Source organism: Labilibaculum sp., from assembly GCF_041595635.1.
GTDB lineage: Bacteria > Bacteroidota > Bacteroidia > Bacteroidales > Marinifilaceae > Labilibaculum.
The window spans coordinates 30627-50012 of record NZ_JBFHJW010000008.1 but is presented as its reverse complement, the minus strand read 5'-3'; the positions used below and the strand labels follow the sequence as shown (position 1 = coordinate 50012).

The window sequence follows — 19386 nt, the reverse complement described above, 5'->3', positions numbered from 1 at the left end:
AAAAAATCAAATCGTTTTAAAACAAGACGAGAGCAAGCTATCTCTCATTCTCGTAAACCGTTACAATATCGTAGCCTTTGGAAAGTAGTAAGTTTTTGGTAGCCGAATAATTTCTTGTAAATCCCAACAAGTAACCACCTCCACCTGAGCCACATAGTTTCAACCAAAATTTTTGGCTAGTCAATCCTTCAACCCATAAATCGAGAAAGCTATCAGGAATCATCGATTTAAAGTGTGTCCATTGAAATTTTGATAAGCGAGCCAGTTTCGAAAAAAACGAATCGGCATTTCCATTCACCAGTTCATGTATACACTCGTTGTTCATGGGAATGAATTCCTGCTCCATTAAATCTGCAAATTCTTTGCGCTCACAATTCTTCAAAAAAGAACGAACCAAAGGTTCTGTATTACCAGATTTTTGCGAGTTAATCAGGAAAATAGCACTGTCTTCACCGAATTTTCTTCCCGGCAAACTCACCTGTTCAATCTGATTTTGATTATGAATAAGCAAAGGAACTTTTAAGTAAGAATTTAAAGGATCCAGACCAGAACTCTTCCCATGAAAACCAGACTCTAACTGAGCCAAAAGCTTTTTCAATTGAATAATTTCACCATTATTTAGCTTTCGGCTATTGCCAATCGCTTTAATTCCATATTTTTTATAAACAGCAGCACACAAAGCCCCCGAACTGCCCAAACCATAACTCTCGGGAATGCTCGATTCGAAATACAAACCATTTTTCAGATCCTTTTCGAAAGCCACCAAATCGATAAAATCCTCATAGGAAGAAGATCTATCTTTTAGATAGTTTAAAAATTTTAACAATTCACTATTGGAGCGTTTCGCAAAATTCCGATCGGTATACTTATCCTCACCAATAAAACTTAACTCTCCTATAAAATGGGTATAAGGAATACTTAAACCCATCGAATTTAGTAAAACTCCGTACTCACCAAAGAGTAAAATTTTCGCATAAAATAAATTAGGATGTACTCTCACAACTCTTTAAATTTTAATTTTTCGGGGTCCGTCCCCTTTTTCATCCATAATAAATCGTCCATCTTCCAAGAAATGCGACAATTGAGATTCAATAAAAGGCAGAACTTTTTCTCCTACCGACTTAGGATACATCAAATGGATGTTAGGCCCTGCATCCAAAGTAAATCCAACAGGAATATTGTTAGAGCTCCGAAAAGATCGAATTCTCTCGATCAATTCCAAGGTATTGGGTTCTAAAAGTGTGTAAGAAGGGGTCGAATTCATCATTAAGCCATGCAAACTCAGTGCTTCATTCTCCATAATCTGAATAAAATCATTTAAATCGCCCGATCGTAAAACCCCCAACATTCTTTCAAAATGAACATTAGCCTGAGAAAATCTAGCCATTGCGTAAGGATGATTTTTCATTAACTCATGCCCAACAGAACTAGAAACTTCCTTCTGTTTTGAGCTTACCAAAAGAATTGCATCCTGAAAATCCTGAAAAACAGGGTGAATGTATTGCGAAAAAGAAGCTGCATACTCATCGGATGATTTGGAAAAAGAAGGACTTTCTCCCCAAGCCACAAAACCACCATAAACCGATCGGGAAGCACTACCAGAACCCAAACGAGCAACTAGGCTTGCTTTTTTGTAAAAATCATCGCTACTTAGTTGTTTACCCGATATTTCTTCTTCCATACTACATAAGCACAAGGCCAGCGAACTCATTGCCGAAGCAGAGCTGGCAATACCTGCCGAATGCGGAAAAGTATTCTCCGAAGAAATAGAAAATTGATAATCGTTTAGAAAATTGAACTGATCGGACAAGCTCTCGAAAAACTTACAAATACGCTGTTCGAAAAGAACTTGCCTTTTGCCTTCGAATAAAAAACGTAAGGCATTCTCTTTCGTTTTTGGCTCATAATGAAGCAAAGTACGACTAAGTGAATTTTTTAAACTCATGCTAATGGAAGGATTGCAGGGCAACTGATTGCCTTTTTTTCCCCAGTATTTTATGAGTGCAATATTCGATGGACTTTCCCAGCCAATTGATCCCGAATTGATAGTGGTCTTCATTTCTTTTGTTAATTAATTTTTATTCAGTATCATTTCTTTCCAGGAAAATATATTTGTCAATCCTGTCTTTTGAAAATAGGACTGTATTTTACTTTTACTCCAATCACTTCTTAACATCACAAAATCACCGCCCCAGGCTCCCAATGATTTTACAGATCCCTCAAAATCGGGAAATAGCTTTTCTTTCACACATTCTTCGCCCAATAAATCAGCAAGTAAATCTTCATGTTTTCGAATCAGATCATCAAATTCTGTGGATGTTTTAACTACGAGAATATCTTTACTTAATTGAGATATGTTGTCGAGACTCTCCTGCTTTGGTTTGGCTTCGGAAAGAAAGAATTTTACCGAGTCGGAGCTTTTCTGTTTTTTACCCAGATACACAAAGTAAATCTGATGGGTAAATGCAGGCGAAAAATCAACAGGATAAATTAGTGGATGATTGCCATCGCGACGGAACAAAATCGGTTTACCGTAGTTAGCGCAGGCAATATCAAAACCCGATCCGTTAGCAACCAACGAATGCAATTGGTATGGATTCACATTGGCCCATTTAGCTACATTATTAATGAGAGTAGAACTACTTCCCAGTCCCCAATTGCGATCAAAATTAATTTCACTTCGAACGCGATATTGGCAATTCGTAAGAAAAGAAGGGTTTAAACTTTTGGCTCTATTCAGCAAAAAACAGACAAAATCTTTTTCATTCTCTCCCTCATTTATCTGATTATTAATTTCCTGATCAGAAATTATAAAATGAAGCCATAACTTTCCTTTTTCGAAAGCTAGCCATTCCAAATTTGCTTCGTCCGAATAGGAAACTTCCATAAATTGACCAAATCGCAAGGGAATAGCAAAAGCTAATGCTCCATGCAAGACAAAATATTCGCCTGTAAGTAGAAATTTAGCGTTCGAATAATATTTAAGTAAAGCGGTCAAATTCTATTGTAGCTTAGTTCGTAATGACTTAATAAAAGATTCCACTTCGCTGTAAGAAACGGTCTTATGCGCAAAATATTCCAAAGCCTGTTTTTTCTCATCGTAATCTGCTTTTAGGGAATTTAACAAATTAGACAAATGCATTTTCATATGTCCCTGTTGAATTCCTGTGGTTACCAATGAGCGCAAAGCACCAAAATTATTTGCTAAACCTGCTGCTGCAGTAATCATCATTAGTTCCTTCGCCGAAGGTTTCCCAAGCAATTCCAGACCAAATTTTGCCAAAGGGTGCAAACTTGTTAACCCTCCAACAGTCCCCAAAGAAAGAGGCATTATTAACTGATATTTGAAGCGATTATTCGATAGACTAACCTGACTTAAACTTTTATATTTTCCTGTTTTAGAGGCAAAAACATGTCCGTTTGCCTCAATGGCTCTAAAATCGTTTCCTGTTGCTAAAGCAACTGCATCAACACCATTAAAAATTCCTTTATTATGGGTCGCTGCCCGATATACATCTAACTCAGCAATTTGAGCCGCTTTTTGGAACTTAGCAGCAAATTCATGTCCACTAATCCCCGGATGAATTTCATCCAACTCATCAAAACTGCACTCTACAGAACACTCAACTAAACAATCGGGCGTGTAATTTGAAAGAATAGCCATGATTATTTCGCATTCACGATCTAAATTCGAAAGGCCTTCATAATTCCGAAAGAATTTTTTTAGTTGCTGAGCCATTTTCTCCAAACAGGAATTTATAAAGTTGGCTCCCATGGAATCAGCAGTTTCAAATGTTACATGCAACTGATAATAATTGTCCATTTCGTGACTAAGATTCACTAGTTTAATACTTTGAATTCCACCGCCACGTTGGCGCATATTTCGGGTTAATTCTTTGGTAGCCCGATACAATTCGAATTTTAATTCTGGCAGCAAATCCATCAATTGATCCGAATCACCTTTCCATATAAAATGAACCTGTCCGGATTTTACCATCGAAACAACCCGAGCTGAAAATCCTCCATGACTGGCCCAAAACTTAGCCGATCTTGAGGCTGCGGCAATCACAGAACTTTCCTCAATCACCATTGGAATGTGATACAGCTGATTGTTAATTAGAAAGTTGGGTGCAACACCAAATGGCAAATAAAAATTAGATAGAGTATTCTCGCTAATTTCATCCAACAAATCTTGCTGTTCTTTATTTTGCAGGCGAAAACTATCTAACTGAGATTTTATCCTCTCGGCACTTCCCGTTAATTCACCCATTTTTTCCATCTTCTCCTCGCGGGATAATTTAGAAAAACCTGAAATAATTGCTTTACGCTTCATATTTTTACCTTTCGATTCCTGCTCGATTCAAAATCAAACGCGGAAATAATAAAATACTTCGGAGTCCTAAATTACATTTTTTATATTCTCGTCCCAAAAAACTAGTGCTTTTTTAAGTGAAATACCTATTTTCTAATGTGTAAAAAACTCTTTGCAAGTTGAAAACCTTTCCTTTGCAATTCGATATAGCCTTTTAATTCCTCATAGGATTCTTTTGCATATTTTAGAAGAGTGGAAGCTTGACCATAAATAGCTGGCAAAGTTGATTTCTCCGTTAAATAGTAACCGTCCAGAAAATTTTGAATTCCACCCGAAACAATAATTTCCTTGCATTTCACTTCTTTATCTGTGGCAACAATTTCATTCACCCAATCTATCATCTCATAGGCTGAATGGCCAATTTTCGACAGGGGCTCAAACAATTGAACTGAAGAATCAACCTGACGCATCAATTCTAATTTGGCAAAATTAGTTCCTCCAAAAGCTGCAAATTCTATTGCCTGAATCGGCAAGTGCAACAAAGCACGCAAACTTTCCGGTCCCATTCCCTGTCCTACTTCCTTCACAACAATCGGGAAATCTACTTCGTCAAGCAAGTATTCCAAACTTTCCAAAGGTGATAAACTGATGTGGTCACCTTCAGGCTGCAACCATTCCTGCATAGGATTAATATGAATAATTAAACCATCGGCACGCAAACGACCAACCAAACGAATAATTTTGCTGACTTTTTTACTTTGAATGAGTTCTTCGAGTTGGCAGATGCCCAAATTGGCATACAAAGGCAAATCATCACCGATAATGGACCGAACATCGAAATCAGAAAAATTTGCATCTCTATCCAAAAGAGAGCGACAAGATCCCAATCCCATTCCCATACCAAATTCGGCACAGGCACGAGCCAAGTTTCGATTAATTTCACCCGCCAATTCAGTTCCTCCGGTCATACTGGAAACCCATATTGGCATTTGCAGGCTCTTTCCCAAAAAAGCAAAACTCGGATCCTCTTCCTTAGGATGAGCACTAAGCAAGGGTTCGTAATAAAACCTTTCATCCACCAATGCATTTTTCATTTGCGAGCGAAAAGCCAATTCAATATGATCTTTTTTTCTGTCTGCCATAATTATCAACTAACAACCTATGTATCGAGAAATCACCAATCTAAGAATCTCAGATGTTCCTTCTCCTATTTGTAATATTCGCTGATCGCGATAAAAACGTTCCACTGCCGATTCCTTAATCAGTCCATGTGCTCCATGAATTTGCACTGCCTCATTTGCTACTTCCTGAGCTACTTCGGAACAGTACAATTTCGCCATCGCTGCTTCTTTTCCAAATGCGTGACCATTATCCTTTAGCCAACAAGCATGATAAAGTAGATTTCGGGCAGCCTCGATTTTTGTAGCCATATCGGCTAACTTAAAACCAATGGCTTGAAATTTAGAAATTGCCTTGCCAAATTGTTCTCTTTTTTGAGCATAAGCTAAAGCCAATTCGTAGGCTCCCTGAGCCAAACCCAATCCCATAGCAGCAATGGTTAGACGACCAGAATCTAAAGTTTGAAGCATAATTTTAGCTCCTTCGCCTAAGTTACCCAATAAATTTTCTTTGGGCACTTTACAGTTCTCGAAATTCAATTCAGCCGTATCAGAGGCTCGCCACATCATTTTTCCTTTTAACGATGCCGCTGAGAAACCAGAAGCGCTTCGTTCTACTAAGATAGCTGATAATTCTTTTTTTCCATCATCATTGGCAGTAACCACTTGCAATGTTACCCCTAAAGACATATCAGAGGAAGCATTCGAAATGAACTTTTTACTCCCATTTATTACCCAATTGTTCCCCTGAAGAATACCAACTGATTCTGTTCCCCGAGAGTCAGATCCTGCATTATCTTCAGTTAATCCGAATGCCCATACATGTTTTCCAGAAGTAAGCTTTGGCAAATATTTTTGTTTTTGATCCTCATTGCCAAAATAGTAAATCGGACCTATTCCCAATGAATTATGAGCAGCAAGAGTCGACGCCTGTGATGCATCTACTTTGGCAATTTCCTCAACTGCAATCAATAAAGAAAGATAATCTTTTGCTTGTCCTCCATACTTTTTCGGCAAATGAATCCCAAATAATCCCAACTCTCCCATTCGTTGGGTTAAATGAGAACTAAACTTCTCTTTATCATCCAATTCAAAAGCCAAAGGCTTCACTTCCTTTTCGGCAAAATTCCTTACTTTTTTTCGAATTGCTTCGTGATCTGCTGTAATGTATGGATTCATCATTTTTACTTGATTAATTATTTTAAGACTTGCGAGTCTGTAATTAAGAGGGCAAACCTAATTAAAAAGTTCATTTTTTTAAAATTATTTAGAATGATTTTAAATGATAATTCCAGGAAATTCCAATACCCCCTAAAAATAGCCTTTCAGCGTCCTTTATACGAACAATTATTTTAAAACATAAAATTTGACACTTTTGACACTTGACATTACAATTCAGATAACATAACTTTATACACCTCCTTAAAAAAACAAATAATAATGGATATAGAAATTTGGCATATTTTCCTCGTGCTATCAACTGGCCTTTTTACTATTGAAATTTTTAAATCGACCTTTTTATTTGCCTCTTTCGGATTGGTATTTTCATGTTGTGCTCTATTTTGTTTTCTAGAACCTCCTATTTGGACACAATTCCTTTTCTTTAGCGCTAGCATCATAACTTGTTTGTTTCTTTTCAAGTCGTTTCAAAAGAATTCCTCCACCAATAAAACAAAGCAATCCTATTTGGAACTACAAGCTTTAATCGGTAAAAAAGCCATTGTTTCAGAGGAGATTAATCAGAATATGAAAAAAGGTTCTGTTCAAATGTTAGGATCCACTTGGAGAGCTAAATCAGAATTTGGAGAAGTTATTTCAAAAGATTCTTTTGTGGAAGTATTGAAAATCGGCAAATCATCAATTACCGTAAAAATAATTCCGAACTAAAAGCAAACTCCATCTTTAGCTAATATGATGACTAATTTGTATATTCACAATCCATAAAGTCTCTTTTTCCTAACCCTACAAAAATGCACACACAAAAAATCATTTTTTTTCTCCTTTTACTCATCAACCTGATTTTTTACTCCTGCACCGAAAAGTTTTACCTGGATAGCGATTCTGAAGTATCCATTTTAGTGGTTGATGGAAAAATAACCAATCAAGCAGGTCCCTACGAAGTGAATTTGTATAGAACCGTAAATTTATACGAAGCCGACACATTAGATCCCGAAACCGACGCCATAATTTTCATTAAAGATGGAAGGGGAAATTCAGATACGTTTATAGAAACATCACCAGGAGTTTACGAAACGCAAGATCTGTCATTCCAAGGTCAAATAGGTGAATCGTATTGGATAGAAATAGAAACCAGTGATGGCGAACATTACGAGTCGAATCCCGAAACCATTCAACCTTCAGTTCTTATCACATCCATTTACGGAGAAGAAGGCAGTATTCTTCAGAGTGATGCCAGTAGTAAAGATGGGGTAGAAATTTTTATGGATGCCCAAGATTCTACCAATGAGAGTAATTACTTGCGTTGGGAATATCAAGAAAGCTGGGAATGGCAATCTCCCTTTTACACAGCATTAACAGACAATCCTTCTAAAATATGCTACCCTTACGCTTATTCTGATGATGTTTTTATTTATGATGGGTCCAACTTAAGCACCAAGAGTTTTTCACATCTATCCTCCACAAGCATCTATGAAGATGAAGTGAAACTAAATTATGAATATTTCATCCGCCTGTCCTTGTATTCGATAAATTTTTCTGGATATGAATTTTGGAATAACATACAATCCTCAATTCAAAACAATGGAAGTCTATACGACGTAATCCCTTCAAATGCCGCAGGTAATATTTGCGCTTGCGACTCCGATAATCTAGTTCTTGGCTATTTCGAAGCATCTAGTGTAAGCACCAAGTATACTAGTTTCTCTACCGACGACTTTGAAATGGAGTTTCCTGATTCCCCTCCAGAATGCGAGCTAATTACCCTAAGAATGCAGGAGGGAAGTCCCGATTCAAGCACTTATTATACCGTACGAGATTATTGGGAAGACGATTTTCATATATTTCTTGTTCGATATAGGTATTGCTACGATTGTAATGTAAAATATTCCCCTACAAAACCCTCATTTTGGCCTTAAACTGTTTATCTATGAAAATAAGATTACAAATTCTATTTGTCTGCATTTTTTTACTGATTGAATTTTGTCCCAGTCTGTATGCTCAGGCCTTACTCTCCACCGATTCTGAAAACATCATCAACGGAAAACTTTGGGTTCCGAACTATTCGATTGCACAAGGCGAGCAACTTTTTCTCTCGCAATTAGAACTTAACGGAGATCTACGATTTAAAGGAAAAGACTTCAAAAATCAGAAATTCTTCTACGACATCACAAAAGATGAAATTATAATAGCCATTCCAACCGAAGATAACACAAGCCGTAACATCGTGCTTAACCCCTATTTTCTGGAAGGATTTACCGTGTTAGAGAGAGAACAAAACTATCATTTTATGAGGGGCAATTTTATACATGACGAATTACAACAAAATGCTTACTATCAGATTTTTAACAGTGAATCGTTAAGATATGTAGTAAAACATTCAAAAGCTCGAATGTTGAATTCGAAAAATGCATCAAAAACCTTCAAATACGTTGATAATTCACGAATGTATATCATAAAAAAACAACAATTAAGCAAAATAAAGAAAACTAAAGATATTCTGAATTTTTTCCCTCAACAAAAAAAAGAAATCAGAAGATTTATTCGCACCCATAAATTAAAGATCAACAAGCATACACCATTAGATGCCCTCCCTATTCTTACTAAATTCGATCTATAAATACCCCCTATGAAACGCACACTTCTCCTGATTTTTAGTCTATTGATTCTTTTTCCATCTTTCTCCATAGGGCAAAAAGAAATCAGTATTGGTCGAAAAGGAATGACATTTATTGAATTTGCTACTGAATTGAAAACAAAGCATCAAATAGAACTGTTTTTTGAAAGAACCTGGCTCGAAAAGGTGAGTTTAAACAAAAGTTACACAAATGAAAAAATTTCAACTATCATGACTGATATTTTATCAGGTAGCCAACTTCAATTCATCCAAAGAGAAAATTTAATTATCATTACCCAATATGAAAATGTAACGCAAGATTTTAGTTTAAAGGAAAAAACTAAGAACACAAGTGAAATAGATATTGAAGAGAAAGAAATAAGTCTATCAGCGATGCAGGAACAAGAATATAAAATTCATGCAATTGGAACTGCTCTAGGAAAGAAAAAAGTAAAACTTTTTGGAACCATTAGCCATTTTGAAAGTTCACAGGCCCTAAAAGGTGTTGAAATCTATTTTCCCAATTTAAGCAAAGGAGTTACCTCCAACAAAAATGGATATTTTGAATTGGAACTGCCGCCCGGTTTTTACACATTAAATTTTAGATATATGGGCTTAAAATCAACTTCTCGAAAAATTAACCTGCGTGGAGATGGTCGCCTTAATGTTCAATTAATGAGTGAAGTTCAGAACATTCAAGAAGTGCAGGTTTTAGCCAAAAACGACAAAGTGAACAGAACATCAATGGGTTTGGAATACATACAGACAAAAGACATTGAATCTTTGCCTTCTGCCTTGGGAGAACCTGATATTATTAAGAGTACCACCATGTTACCAGGTGTAGAAAGTGCCGGAGAAGGAAGCATCGGTTTTAATGTTCGCGGAGGCACCACCGATCAAAATCTCATCCTTATAGACAATGCTCCTATTTACTATCCTGCCCATTTTTTTGGTTTCTTTTCTGCCTTTAATAATGATATGATACAGGAGGCTAGTCTCTATAAATCGAGTATCCCTGTTCAATTTGGGGGGAGAATTTCCTCTACCTACGACATTCACTCCAACAATACCATTGCAAAACAAGTAGAAGCTAAAGTTGGAATTAGTCCGATCACCGCCAAAGCATATCTCAACTTACCACTACTAAAAAACAAACTTTCAATCGTAAATTCCTTTCGCTTTACCTATTCCGAATGGATACTTAATAGAATAAAATCAGAAGAACTCAGCGACTCCAAAGCAAATTTCTCAGATCTGCAAGGAAAAATACTTTACAAGGCAAATTCGAAGAATCAGATCGAACTTAGTTACTACAACAGTAAAGATGAATTTCAATTGCATTCCGACACAATATACCAGTTCAACAACTTTGTGAGCTCTTTAAACTGGAGGCATCGATTTTCAGATTCGTTAAAAATGAACCTAAGCGCCTACTTTACAAATTTCTCATACGATATCAGTTCCAGCGCAATTGAAAGCAACGCATTTCAATTGCGACATCAGGTAAACGAAGCCGGTTTTAAATCGCACTTTAATTTTGAAAAAAGCATTTACACAAGTGTAGATATGGGTGCCGAACTAAAATATTACAACATTAGTCCCGGCGACTTACAGCCGAACTCAGAAAATTCAGTGGTTAGTTCAAGCAATATTCCAGAAGAGAATGCGCTTGAAACCGCACTGTTCCTAGGCGCTAAACATGATCTAAACGGGCATATTAGTGCAGAAGCAGGCATTCGTTATTCTTTTTATGCCAATGTGGGTAAAAAAACAGAATTAAAATACCTCAACGACACGACAAGCGTGTATAACATAACAGATACCATTACAAGCTCGGGTTTAAACAATATTTACCACGGACCTGAGTACCGGCTTTCGTTAAGTTATGTGCTAAACAACAATAGCTCAATTAAAGCGAGTTACAACCGAAGTCGTCAATACATTCATCTATTATCAAATACCACAGCTATTTCTCCTACCGACACATGGAAACTTTCCGATCGCTATTTAAAACCACAAATAGGAGATCAGTTTTCCTTAGGCTACTACAATAACATTCCAAATTCTAATTTTGAATTTTCAGTGGAAACCTATTACAAGAAAGTTCAGAACGCTAAAGATTACAAAGATGGAGCACAGCTTTATCTGAATGACCATTTAGAAACAGAGGTTTTAAATGCCAAAGGAAAAAATTACGGACTTGAATTTTATTTGAAGAAAAGCAAAGGTCGTTTTAATACAATGCTGAGCTATAGTTACGCAAGGAGTTTTCTGAAATCGAAAGACAAAAGCGGTGAATTTGCGGTAAACGACGGCAACTGGTATCAAGCTCCCTCGGACCAACCTCACAACATCAAGGCTTTTTTCAGTTTCCGACTCTCCAGGCGATTCGTATTCTCAAGCAATACAGTATTCCACACCGGAAAACCAACCACTTATCCTATCGCGAAATACAACTTACAAGGAGTTACCGTAATTTACTACTCCGAGCGAAATGCCTACCGTTTGTCCAACTATTTTAGAACCGACATTTCCTTACTGTTAAAAGGTAGTTTGAAAAAACACAGAGCCTATCGCACCTCATGGATTTTTGGCTTGTATAACCTTACCGCCCACAACAATGCATACTCTGTTTATTTCAGATCAGAAGATTCGTCAATCGTTGGCTACAAATTATCAGTGTTTGAAAACACCATTCCAACAGTAACTTATAACATTGAATTTTAAAGCTATGAAAAGAAATATTTCTCTCTATACAATTCTCCTTCTCACAGTCATTCAGTTTTTAAGTACATCGGCCACGGCCCAAAACAGAATTCACGAAAGTGAACGTATTTATTTACACACACACAAAAATACGTATTTAGCAGGTGAATCAGTCTTATTTAAAATGTATTGCATCAATTCTGTATCACAAAAACCATCCTCATTAAGCAAGATTGCCTATCTGGAACTAATTAATGAAGAGGGTTATGCGGTGGCACAGGACGAAATAATTTTACAAAACGGAATGGGTGAAGGTGGTTTTTTAATTAGCAAACAACTTGCAACGGGGAACTATGCAATTAATGCCTACACATATTGGATGAACTCCTGTTCGCCGGAATTTAACAGTGTAACTCCAATTTTTGTATTCAATAATCAGGTAGTATCTGAAAAATTGCAAGGAAACCTTCATAGTAAAAATACAAATGCTTTTTTCTCACTCAAAAATAGTAACAACCCAATTCTTTTATCTGCTGATTCTGTTCAAAAAGAAAAATCTATTTCCATTCACTCAAGCGTAGAAGATCTGGATCGCCTGATTCGCTTTAGTATTTTTAATGCTAAAAATTCACCGATTGCAACCGAACCTCTCCATTTTCAAATTGCATCGAATCAAGGTATAGAAATCGACCAAAAATTCCAATTCAACCAAAATAAATGGGAATTTGTTCTTCCGAAAAAGGAAATTAAATCTTCGAATTTTAGTGTTTGCATAAAAAATTCCGAAGGCAAAATAATAACTCAATCTGCTGTTCATCTCACTACAGATAAAAGGAACTTATTTTTCGAACGTGCACCCATGCATATTTCTACCAATGAAAAAGTAAATATTCAACTCAACAAAAATGATTTTACGAAAGAAAATGAAACTATTTATCTCTCTGCAAGCATCAGTTTAAAGGAAGCTTTTCCAACTTCACCTTCTATTATTAACTATTTCAATCTCTATTCTGATTTTGGAGCTTCTATGAATGTTTATTTCAATCAAATTGGTAAAATCCCGAATCAAAATTGGATCTCAAAAGGAGAGCTTGAATCCTTGTGGCTACATTCTAAACCAAGTTATCCTGCTACTTCTGAACAATATCCCGAAGAAGAAGCCTATGTTTTGAAAGGTCAAATCAAAAATCAGGAAAACAAAGAAGTCATTGTCAACAAAAGTGTATTTCTATCAAAAATTGGTGAATATGCCGATTTAAATACCATCAAATCAAACAAAAATGGTGAGTTTTTCTTTCTTCTTCCCTTGCAAAAAGGTTTGCATGATATTTCCATTCAGTTAAATAACGACGATATGGAAGAATGCACCATTCAATTAAAAGAAAAATTTAAGGGTACAGGTTTTGCTCCAGTTCCCTGGAAAAAATCAGATCTTACTACCAACCAAATTGAGTTTCTAAAAAAACGGTATCAAGATCTGAAAATAAGAGAAATCTACAAACAAAAAATATATACCGAAACAATAGATTCTAGCCTGCATCGGGCAACAAGTAATTTCTTTGGGAAAGCCTACTCATCCATAAAAATTGACAACTATATTCGTCTGGATTCTCTGGAAGAATACTTTCACGAATTTATTTCGCCAGTAAAAATAAAATATCGTAACAAGAAAACTTATATGAACGTTTTTAGTCCAGAGCAAACTGTGCTAATGAAACAAGCACCACTCATACTTTACGATGGCTTACTAATAAGTAATCCAAGAATTATTCTGGATAAAAACCCTTCGGAAATAGATAAAATTGAAATCGTTCCCTTCGAATACTATTTTGGAAGTGCGCACTTTTACGGAATCATTCATGTCATATCTAAAAACAAAGACTGCAAAATAGAAAAACTACCTAAAAACACAGAAAGGTACTATCTGCCTTTGTTTACAGATAACTGGCATTTGACTCAACAAACCGAAACAAACGCCCCATTTATTCCAGATTTTAGAACCGATTTACTATGGGAACCAAATATCCGCTTAAGCGAAAATCAAAATAGTAATTTACAATTTACAACAAGCGATGTAAAAGGAGAATATGAATTAAGAATGGAAGGGATCTCGGAAAGTGGAGAGCCAATAGTAGTAAGACAAAGTATATTTGTGGAATAAAAAGTGCATCTACAATGATAAATTGCCTTTGGCAATACTCTTAGCGATATCTTCGCAAGCTTGGATCCACCTCCATCGACCATCGATCAATACCTCCCCTTAGATTAAACGCACGAGTATATCCATTCTTTCGAAGATAGTTTATCACATGTCTGCTTCTCACTCCCATGTGGCAAAAAACGATCAAGTCTTTGTGCTTTGGTAATTCACCCATTTTAGAGGCAATATGTCCCATAGGAATGTGCTTTGCTCCTTTTAAACTACAAATCTGAAGCTCAGAATGTTCTCGCACATCCAACAGGATAAAATCTTTGTTCTTCTCCAGTTTTTGAACCAACTCTAAAGGCGAAATATCCGTTTTATCCGATGCATCATTTGTAAAATATCGACTCACTCTCTTTTTTTATTTGTTATTAATCTTACTAAAGATAGTAAAATTAAAAGAAGAGGTACTTTCAATACAGAAATCCGCAATAAAAAAGCTCAATAACTGATAGTCATTGAGCTTCTTTTCATTTCATATTTTTATCTATTCCATTTCGGAAACTTGATTTTGTTGCTTTTTCAACTCTTCATTCCAACTATTTAATCCTCCCTTTAAATGCGCTGTGCGGTGATATCCTATTTTGTGCATGTAATTTCGGACTTGTTTGCTTCTAAATCCTAAATGATCAAAAATTACGATATCCTTATCTTTAGGCAAAAGTGGCAATTTATCATTCATTTCATCCTCAGAAATATGCATGGCATTTGCTATTCCTTTTTTAGCTAGCTCCTGAGGTTCCCGAATATCAACCAAAATAATATCATCTCGTTTTTGCAATTCACTCATTAACTCAAGGGCTGTATAACTTGTTTTTGGACCGTTATTATTATTTTGAAAAAAAACCATATTTCTAATATTTAAATTAAACATCTCATTCATAGAATCAGTGAATAACCGAATCCATTCTTATTTACCTCTAACAAATATAAAAAAATAAGCCACTTCAAATCTATAAAAATGAAAAATCAAAAGAAGAATTCCTTTTTCAATAAATATATTTTCGCATACTCATGGTCACTAAATGTCTTTCTTATAAAAGCTAGACAATTAAAATTACCCAATAAGAATCTCCACACTAAATAATAAAACATTTTTAGAACGAATCTAAATTGCAAACAAATACTAGTCATAAGAAATCCTAAAAACCTAAGTTTTACTGATACACTAGTAAAATAATTATTCCCTAAATAATTAGAATTTGCAAACGTTGTAAATAGATGGTATGAAACTAAATTTGATTTTCATAAATTAGTAAAATTTTAGAACTTCTGTAGGAAGATTTTTATTTAAAAAATTAACAATAAATAAAGTAATAGTTTATGCAATCCCTAAATAATCATGTATTATGCAGGACACTTAATATAAATTTACGTTGCATTTTAACTCCCAAAATAAATATTTACAGAAAAATCTAAAATGCGTTGTAACATTTCAACAAGTTTAAATTTTTCATTTATTTAATCAATAAAACTTATGAAACGATATTTTATATTTTTAAGCTTTCTTATTTTCATGGCAGCATGTAACGACATCTCCAGCCAGAAAGGCCTAAAAGTAAATAATGCAGAAGAACTTAATAAAGCAATAGAAAATGCCGTTCCTGGGGACGAAATTATTCTTGCAAATGGAGTATGGAAAGATGTTGAAATACAATTCACAGGAAAAGGCACTAAAAATAAGCCGATTACTTTACGTGCAGAAACACCTGGAGAAGTAAGCATTGAGGGGCAATCAGACCTGAAATTTGGAGGTGAATACCTGATAGTTAGTGGTATCTATTTTAAAAATGGATACACACCCTCGCAAGCAGTTGTCGCTTTTAAACTAGGTGATAAGGTGGCTAATCACTGTAGGCTTACAAATTGTGTTATCAAAGATTTTAATCAACCTAAACGCGACAGAGAAGATCATTGGGTAGAATTCTGGGGTAGATATAATGAACTGGATCACTGCTACATTTCTGGAAAATCAAATTCAAATCCTACAATAAGAGTCTTTATTAAAGGAAATGAAAGTATTAAAAACCATCACAAAATTGTCAATAACTACTTTGGCCCACGACCATCAAAAGGTGGACCACATGGAGAAACCATGCAAATCGGATCTAGTTTTACTTCCATGTCGCCTAGTAATGCTCTTGTGGCAAATAACCTATTCGAAGAATGCAATGGAGAGGTAGAAATCATTTCGAACAAATCAAATTTTAATGAGTTCCGAAACAATGTTTTTTACAAATGCGAAGGCTCTTTAGTTTTGCGTCACGGAAACTATTGCATTGTGGATGGCAACTATTTTATTGGCGATGATCATTCAGATAATATTGGAGGTATCCGCGTTGTAAATACTGGTCATTGGATTACTAACAACTACTTTTTTAATTTAAAAGGAAGAGTATTTAGAAGTCCGCTCGCTGTTATGAATGGCATTCCTAAATCTCCCTTAAACAGATACAATCAGGTAACCGATGTTGTTGTTGCACACAACACTTGGGTAAACTGCATAAATCCATGGCAATTTAGTGTAGGAACAAATGTTAGCCAAAAAGATGTACTTCCTTTATCGGAAATACGATCGGCAAGACCAATCAGAACCACAGTTGCCAATAACATCATTTATAACGAAAAAGGAGATGCAAACCCAATCGTTGCCCATGAGGTGATAGATGGTGTAGATTTCAAAAACAATATCATCAACAACCAGGGAGTTGCTTTTGATCCCTATGAAGGTGTTGAAGCCAGCAATATTGAGATGACTAAATTGACGGATGAAATTTACGTTCCTAAAAATAATCAGGCAGATACAAATGTATATGCAGGTTTCGATTTTGAAACTATCAGCAAAGATATTTTTGGAAATTCACGATCTGTAAATAATTCAGTGGGAGCTGTTTGTAAATCTCCAGAAATAGATCCTAAAATTTTGGATCCTAAAAAATATGGTACCAACTGGTATTCGAACAAAAAAATTGAAAAAGCAGCGCAAACCTTCATTGCTACAACTGAAAAAGGCGATTTGGCCTCGAAAATTGAAAAAGCCAATAGTGGAGATATCATTGAATTACCTGCAGGACAATATGCCGTAAGCAGTTCTCTAATCATTGATAAAGACATTACCATTCAGTCGAAAGATAAAAATGATAAAGCGCAAATTATCTACTCGGGTGACAGCATGACTCCAGCTTTCGAAATGCATCCTTATGGTAACCTTTCCTTAAAGAATGTTGTGCTAATTGGTGAAATGAAACAATATGCATTTGCAAGTCTTGAGGATAACATGTCAAGCTTATACAACCTAAGTGTAGATGGATCAGAAATCAGCAATTTCGACTATGTTCTTAAGGCTTATAAAGAAACATTTGCCATCAATATTTCCTTCTCCAATACTGAGATGAAAGATTGTGAGAATGGTATTGATTTATCAGAAGAAACCAACGACCAAGGCGATTATAATGTTGAATTCCTAACCATTGATAATTGCAAATTTACAAATATTCAGAGCAATGTTATTAACTACTACCGAGGCGGATATGATGAATCAACAATTGGTGGAACATTACTTGTTAGCAATAGTTTATTTACCAAGTGTGGAAAAAATGAAAAGAAAGGAATTCTAGTAAATACCAGAGGTATTATCAACGTGAACATTACAAAAAATACGTTTAAAAATAACCCTGTGAAACTAGTCGCTCTTTTATGGGGAGCTAAAAACAATATCCACTCTGAAAACGAAATTATTAACTCTGGAAAATTAGTAGTCGAAGAAAATCTAAAACTAAAAATGATTTACTAATTGCGATGTGTAAGCTGTTGCACAGAGTAACTCTACAATAAATTAAAGCATCAAATACAAATCCACTGAAAAGAAGAACCTTTCAGTGGATTTTTTGCTTGATGAAACTACTGATTTCTAAAATTTTCAAAAAACAGTAAGTTCCAAAAACAACAAAGCCCCAATTCGTTAAGAATTGGGGCTTTATAAATTTACTTAGAGGTCTCTGGCGGACTAGACCTAATACTCTACAAGCCCTTTTAATACTGACAATGTAAAAATATAAATTCAATCGGGGGCGGAATCGGGGGCGGAATGAAATCGATTTGCTTTGTTTTCTGAGAAAAACAGTCTTTTTATGGACTCGAAAAACTCTTTCTTTTTTATACTGTGCAAAATGGCAAAATATCAATTCTTTTTATGGACTCAAGAAACTCAAATTATAAAATGTGATTGTTAAGTTTTGTTAAGCTTTGAGAATCTGAAACAATTCTTTTGAGTAGTCCTAAAATTCATGTTTTATCAGGTTTGAATATTACCAATCATCTTCAATTCCTTTCATTTTAGTTTTTAATGAAACGACAATTTGTGTCATATCAGAATCAATAGAATTTAGAATTTCATCAAAAAAGGCAACACGTTTCTTTTTGTTTTTAAATTTCTCTTTGGCTGCCTCATAGTCCTCGTAATTAGTTCTTATACCTTCACTAATAACAGCTATATCCTGAATAATATATTTATATTTTCCCTCTTTAATAAAAACCTTTACCGTAAAATCATAATTGAACGAAACAGGAACCATTCCTGATTTTACCGTAATATCTCCCATTCCTTTTCCAATCAACTTGCCTGCTATTGAATCATCCATCTGTAACACATCTTCAGCTGATTTAAAAGTTTCAGCAAACCATTCTCTAGCACTGCTATAAAGTTGACTTTTATTTTTCCCTGATATCTCTACGACTTCAGTAAATTCTTTAGCCTGTACAGCCAAACTACACAACATTATAAGGCAAATAATTATCTTTTTCATAGAATTATAATATTTATAAATTGAAATTATACTTCTCATAAATCTAACTATTTAAAGCTACATATTAATATTTAATACAAAAAAATACCCTACCTAGATTTAACTAAGCAGGGATTTATTCTAAATGATACATTGATTAAATTTCAATTATAAAGTTTACAGGTTCTTTGTCTTCTTCCTCTATTTCGGGTTTTTTCTTTGGAATTACATAATCCAACAATTTTAACATTACGTTAATACGGTCTTTAGGCTCTAATAAATCAATATCGCTTTGCAATTGGTCAATATTATTTGTCACGACTGAATAAACAACCTCCTTTATTTTAGCCGTTTGTTTGTTTAGAGTGCCTTTTTTTCGACCTCCGTACTTTTTCCTTTCGCTCATCGTATTTCTATTATTAACTACTTTAGTAAAAGTAATGATATTTTATTTCTTATAGATTTTAGCT

At 35.1% G+C, this 19386-nt stretch carries 16 protein-coding genes; 6 read left to right on the top strand and 10 right to left on the bottom strand.

Annotated features, from left to right (window positions below; all coding sequences use genetic code 11):
• Positions 1-37: 37 nt before the first annotated feature.
• The 6 genes from ABYT26_RS04075 to ABYT26_RS04050 all read right to left on the bottom strand — a co-directional run bounded on the left by ABYT26_RS04075 (position 38) and on the right by ABYT26_RS04050 (position 6612).
• Positions 38-1000: a mevalonate kinase gene (locus ABYT26_RS04075; protein WP_372751623.1), complete on the bottom strand. Its 963-nt coding sequence runs from the start codon at positions 998-1000 to the stop codon at positions 38-40.
• A 6-nt stretch (positions 1001-1006) separates the two neighbouring features.
• Positions 1007-2059 (bottom strand): diphosphomevalonate/mevalonate 3,5-bisphosphate decarboxylase family protein, encoded by a 1053-nt coding sequence (locus tag ABYT26_RS04070; RefSeq protein WP_372751622.1) that lies wholly within the window; start codon positions 2057-2059, stop codon positions 1007-1009.
• A gap of 12 nt (positions 2060-2071) precedes the next feature.
• Entirely contained in the window at positions 2072-2998 is a 927-nt protein-coding gene (locus ABYT26_RS04065) for a GYDIA family GHMP kinase (RefSeq protein ID WP_372751621.1), read from the bottom strand.
• Between the two features lie 3 nt (positions 2999-3001).
• Positions 3002-4360, bottom strand: coding sequence for a hydroxymethylglutaryl-CoA reductase, degradative (locus ABYT26_RS04060; RefSeq protein WP_372751658.1), 1359 nt, complete (start codon positions 4358-4360; stop codon positions 3002-3004).
• Positions 4361-4458: 98 nt separating this feature from the next.
• Positions 4459-5454, bottom strand: a complete 996-nt coding sequence (locus ABYT26_RS04055) for an isopentenyl-diphosphate delta-isomerase (RefSeq protein WP_372751620.1) — start codon at positions 5452-5454, stop codon at positions 4459-4461.
• Positions 5455-5463: 9 nt separating this feature from the next.
• Positions 5464-6612, bottom strand: a complete 1149-nt coding sequence (locus ABYT26_RS04050) for an acyl-CoA dehydrogenase family protein (RefSeq protein ID WP_372751619.1) — start codon at positions 6610-6612, stop codon at positions 5464-5466.
• 258 nt (positions 6613-6870) lie between these two features.
• On the opposite strand from ABYT26_RS04050, the gene ABYT26_RS04045 reads away from it, so the two are divergent.
• The 5 genes from ABYT26_RS04045 to ABYT26_RS04025 all read left to right on the top strand — a co-directional run bounded on the left by ABYT26_RS04045 (position 6871) and on the right by ABYT26_RS04025 (position 14090).
• Entirely contained in the window at positions 6871-7317 is a 447-nt protein-coding gene (locus ABYT26_RS04045) for an NfeD family protein (protein WP_372751618.1), read from the top strand.
• 83 nt (positions 7318-7400) lie between these two features.
• The gene (locus tag ABYT26_RS04040) at positions 7401-8525 is read left to right on the top strand and encodes a DUF4249 domain-containing protein (protein ID WP_372751617.1); all 1125 of its coding nucleotides are present in this window, start codon (positions 7401-7403) and stop codon (positions 8523-8525) included.
• An 11-nt stretch (positions 8526-8536) separates the two neighbouring features.
• Positions 8537-9226, top strand: coding sequence for a hypothetical protein (locus ABYT26_RS04035; protein ID WP_372751616.1), 690 nt, complete (start codon positions 8537-8539; stop codon positions 9224-9226).
• Positions 9227-9235: 9 nt separating this feature from the next.
• The gene (locus ABYT26_RS04030) at positions 9236-11950 is read left to right on the top strand and encodes a carboxypeptidase-like regulatory domain-containing protein (protein ID WP_372751615.1); all 2715 of its coding nucleotides are present in this window, start codon (positions 9236-9238) and stop codon (positions 11948-11950) included.
• Positions 11951-11954: 4 nt separating this feature from the next.
• Positions 11955-14090: a hypothetical protein gene (locus tag ABYT26_RS04025; RefSeq protein WP_372751614.1), complete on the top strand. Its 2136-nt coding sequence runs from the start codon at positions 11955-11957 to the stop codon at positions 14088-14090.
• Positions 14091-14130: 40 nt separating this feature from the next.
• Here ABYT26_RS04025 and ABYT26_RS04020 read toward each other — a convergent pair whose 3' ends face one another.
• Both ABYT26_RS04020 and ABYT26_RS04015 read right to left on the bottom strand, forming a co-directional pair.
• Positions 14131-14484 carry a rhodanese-like domain-containing protein gene (locus ABYT26_RS04020; RefSeq protein WP_372751613.1) on the bottom strand — a complete coding sequence of 118 codons (354 nt, stop codon included), beginning with the start codon at positions 14482-14484 and terminating at the stop codon, positions 14131-14133.
• A 135-nt stretch (positions 14485-14619) separates the two neighbouring features.
• The gene (locus tag ABYT26_RS04015; RefSeq protein WP_372751612.1) at positions 14620-14982 is read right to left on the bottom strand and encodes a rhodanese-like domain-containing protein; all 363 of its coding nucleotides are present in this window, start codon (positions 14980-14982) and stop codon (positions 14620-14622) included.
• 627 nt (positions 14983-15609) lie between these two features.
• On the opposite strand from ABYT26_RS04015, the gene ABYT26_RS04010 reads away from it, so the two are divergent.
• The gene (locus ABYT26_RS04010; RefSeq protein ID WP_372751611.1) at positions 15610-17925 is read left to right on the top strand and encodes a chondroitinase-B domain-containing protein; all 2316 of its coding nucleotides are present in this window, start codon (positions 15610-15612) and stop codon (positions 17923-17925) included.
• Between the two features lie 514 nt (positions 17926-18439).
• On the opposite strand, the gene ABYT26_RS04005 is transcribed toward ABYT26_RS04010, so the two are convergent.
• Both ABYT26_RS04005 and ABYT26_RS04000 read right to left on the bottom strand, forming a co-directional pair.
• Positions 18440-18937, bottom strand: coding sequence for a DUF4468 domain-containing protein (locus ABYT26_RS04005; RefSeq protein WP_372751610.1), 498 nt, complete (start codon positions 18935-18937; stop codon positions 18440-18442).
• A 136-nt stretch (positions 18938-19073) separates the two neighbouring features.
• The gene (locus tag ABYT26_RS04000; RefSeq protein WP_372751609.1) at positions 19074-19322 is read right to left on the bottom strand and encodes a hypothetical protein; all 249 of its coding nucleotides are present in this window, start codon (positions 19320-19322) and stop codon (positions 19074-19076) included.
• Positions 19323-19386 lie beyond the last annotated feature (64 nt).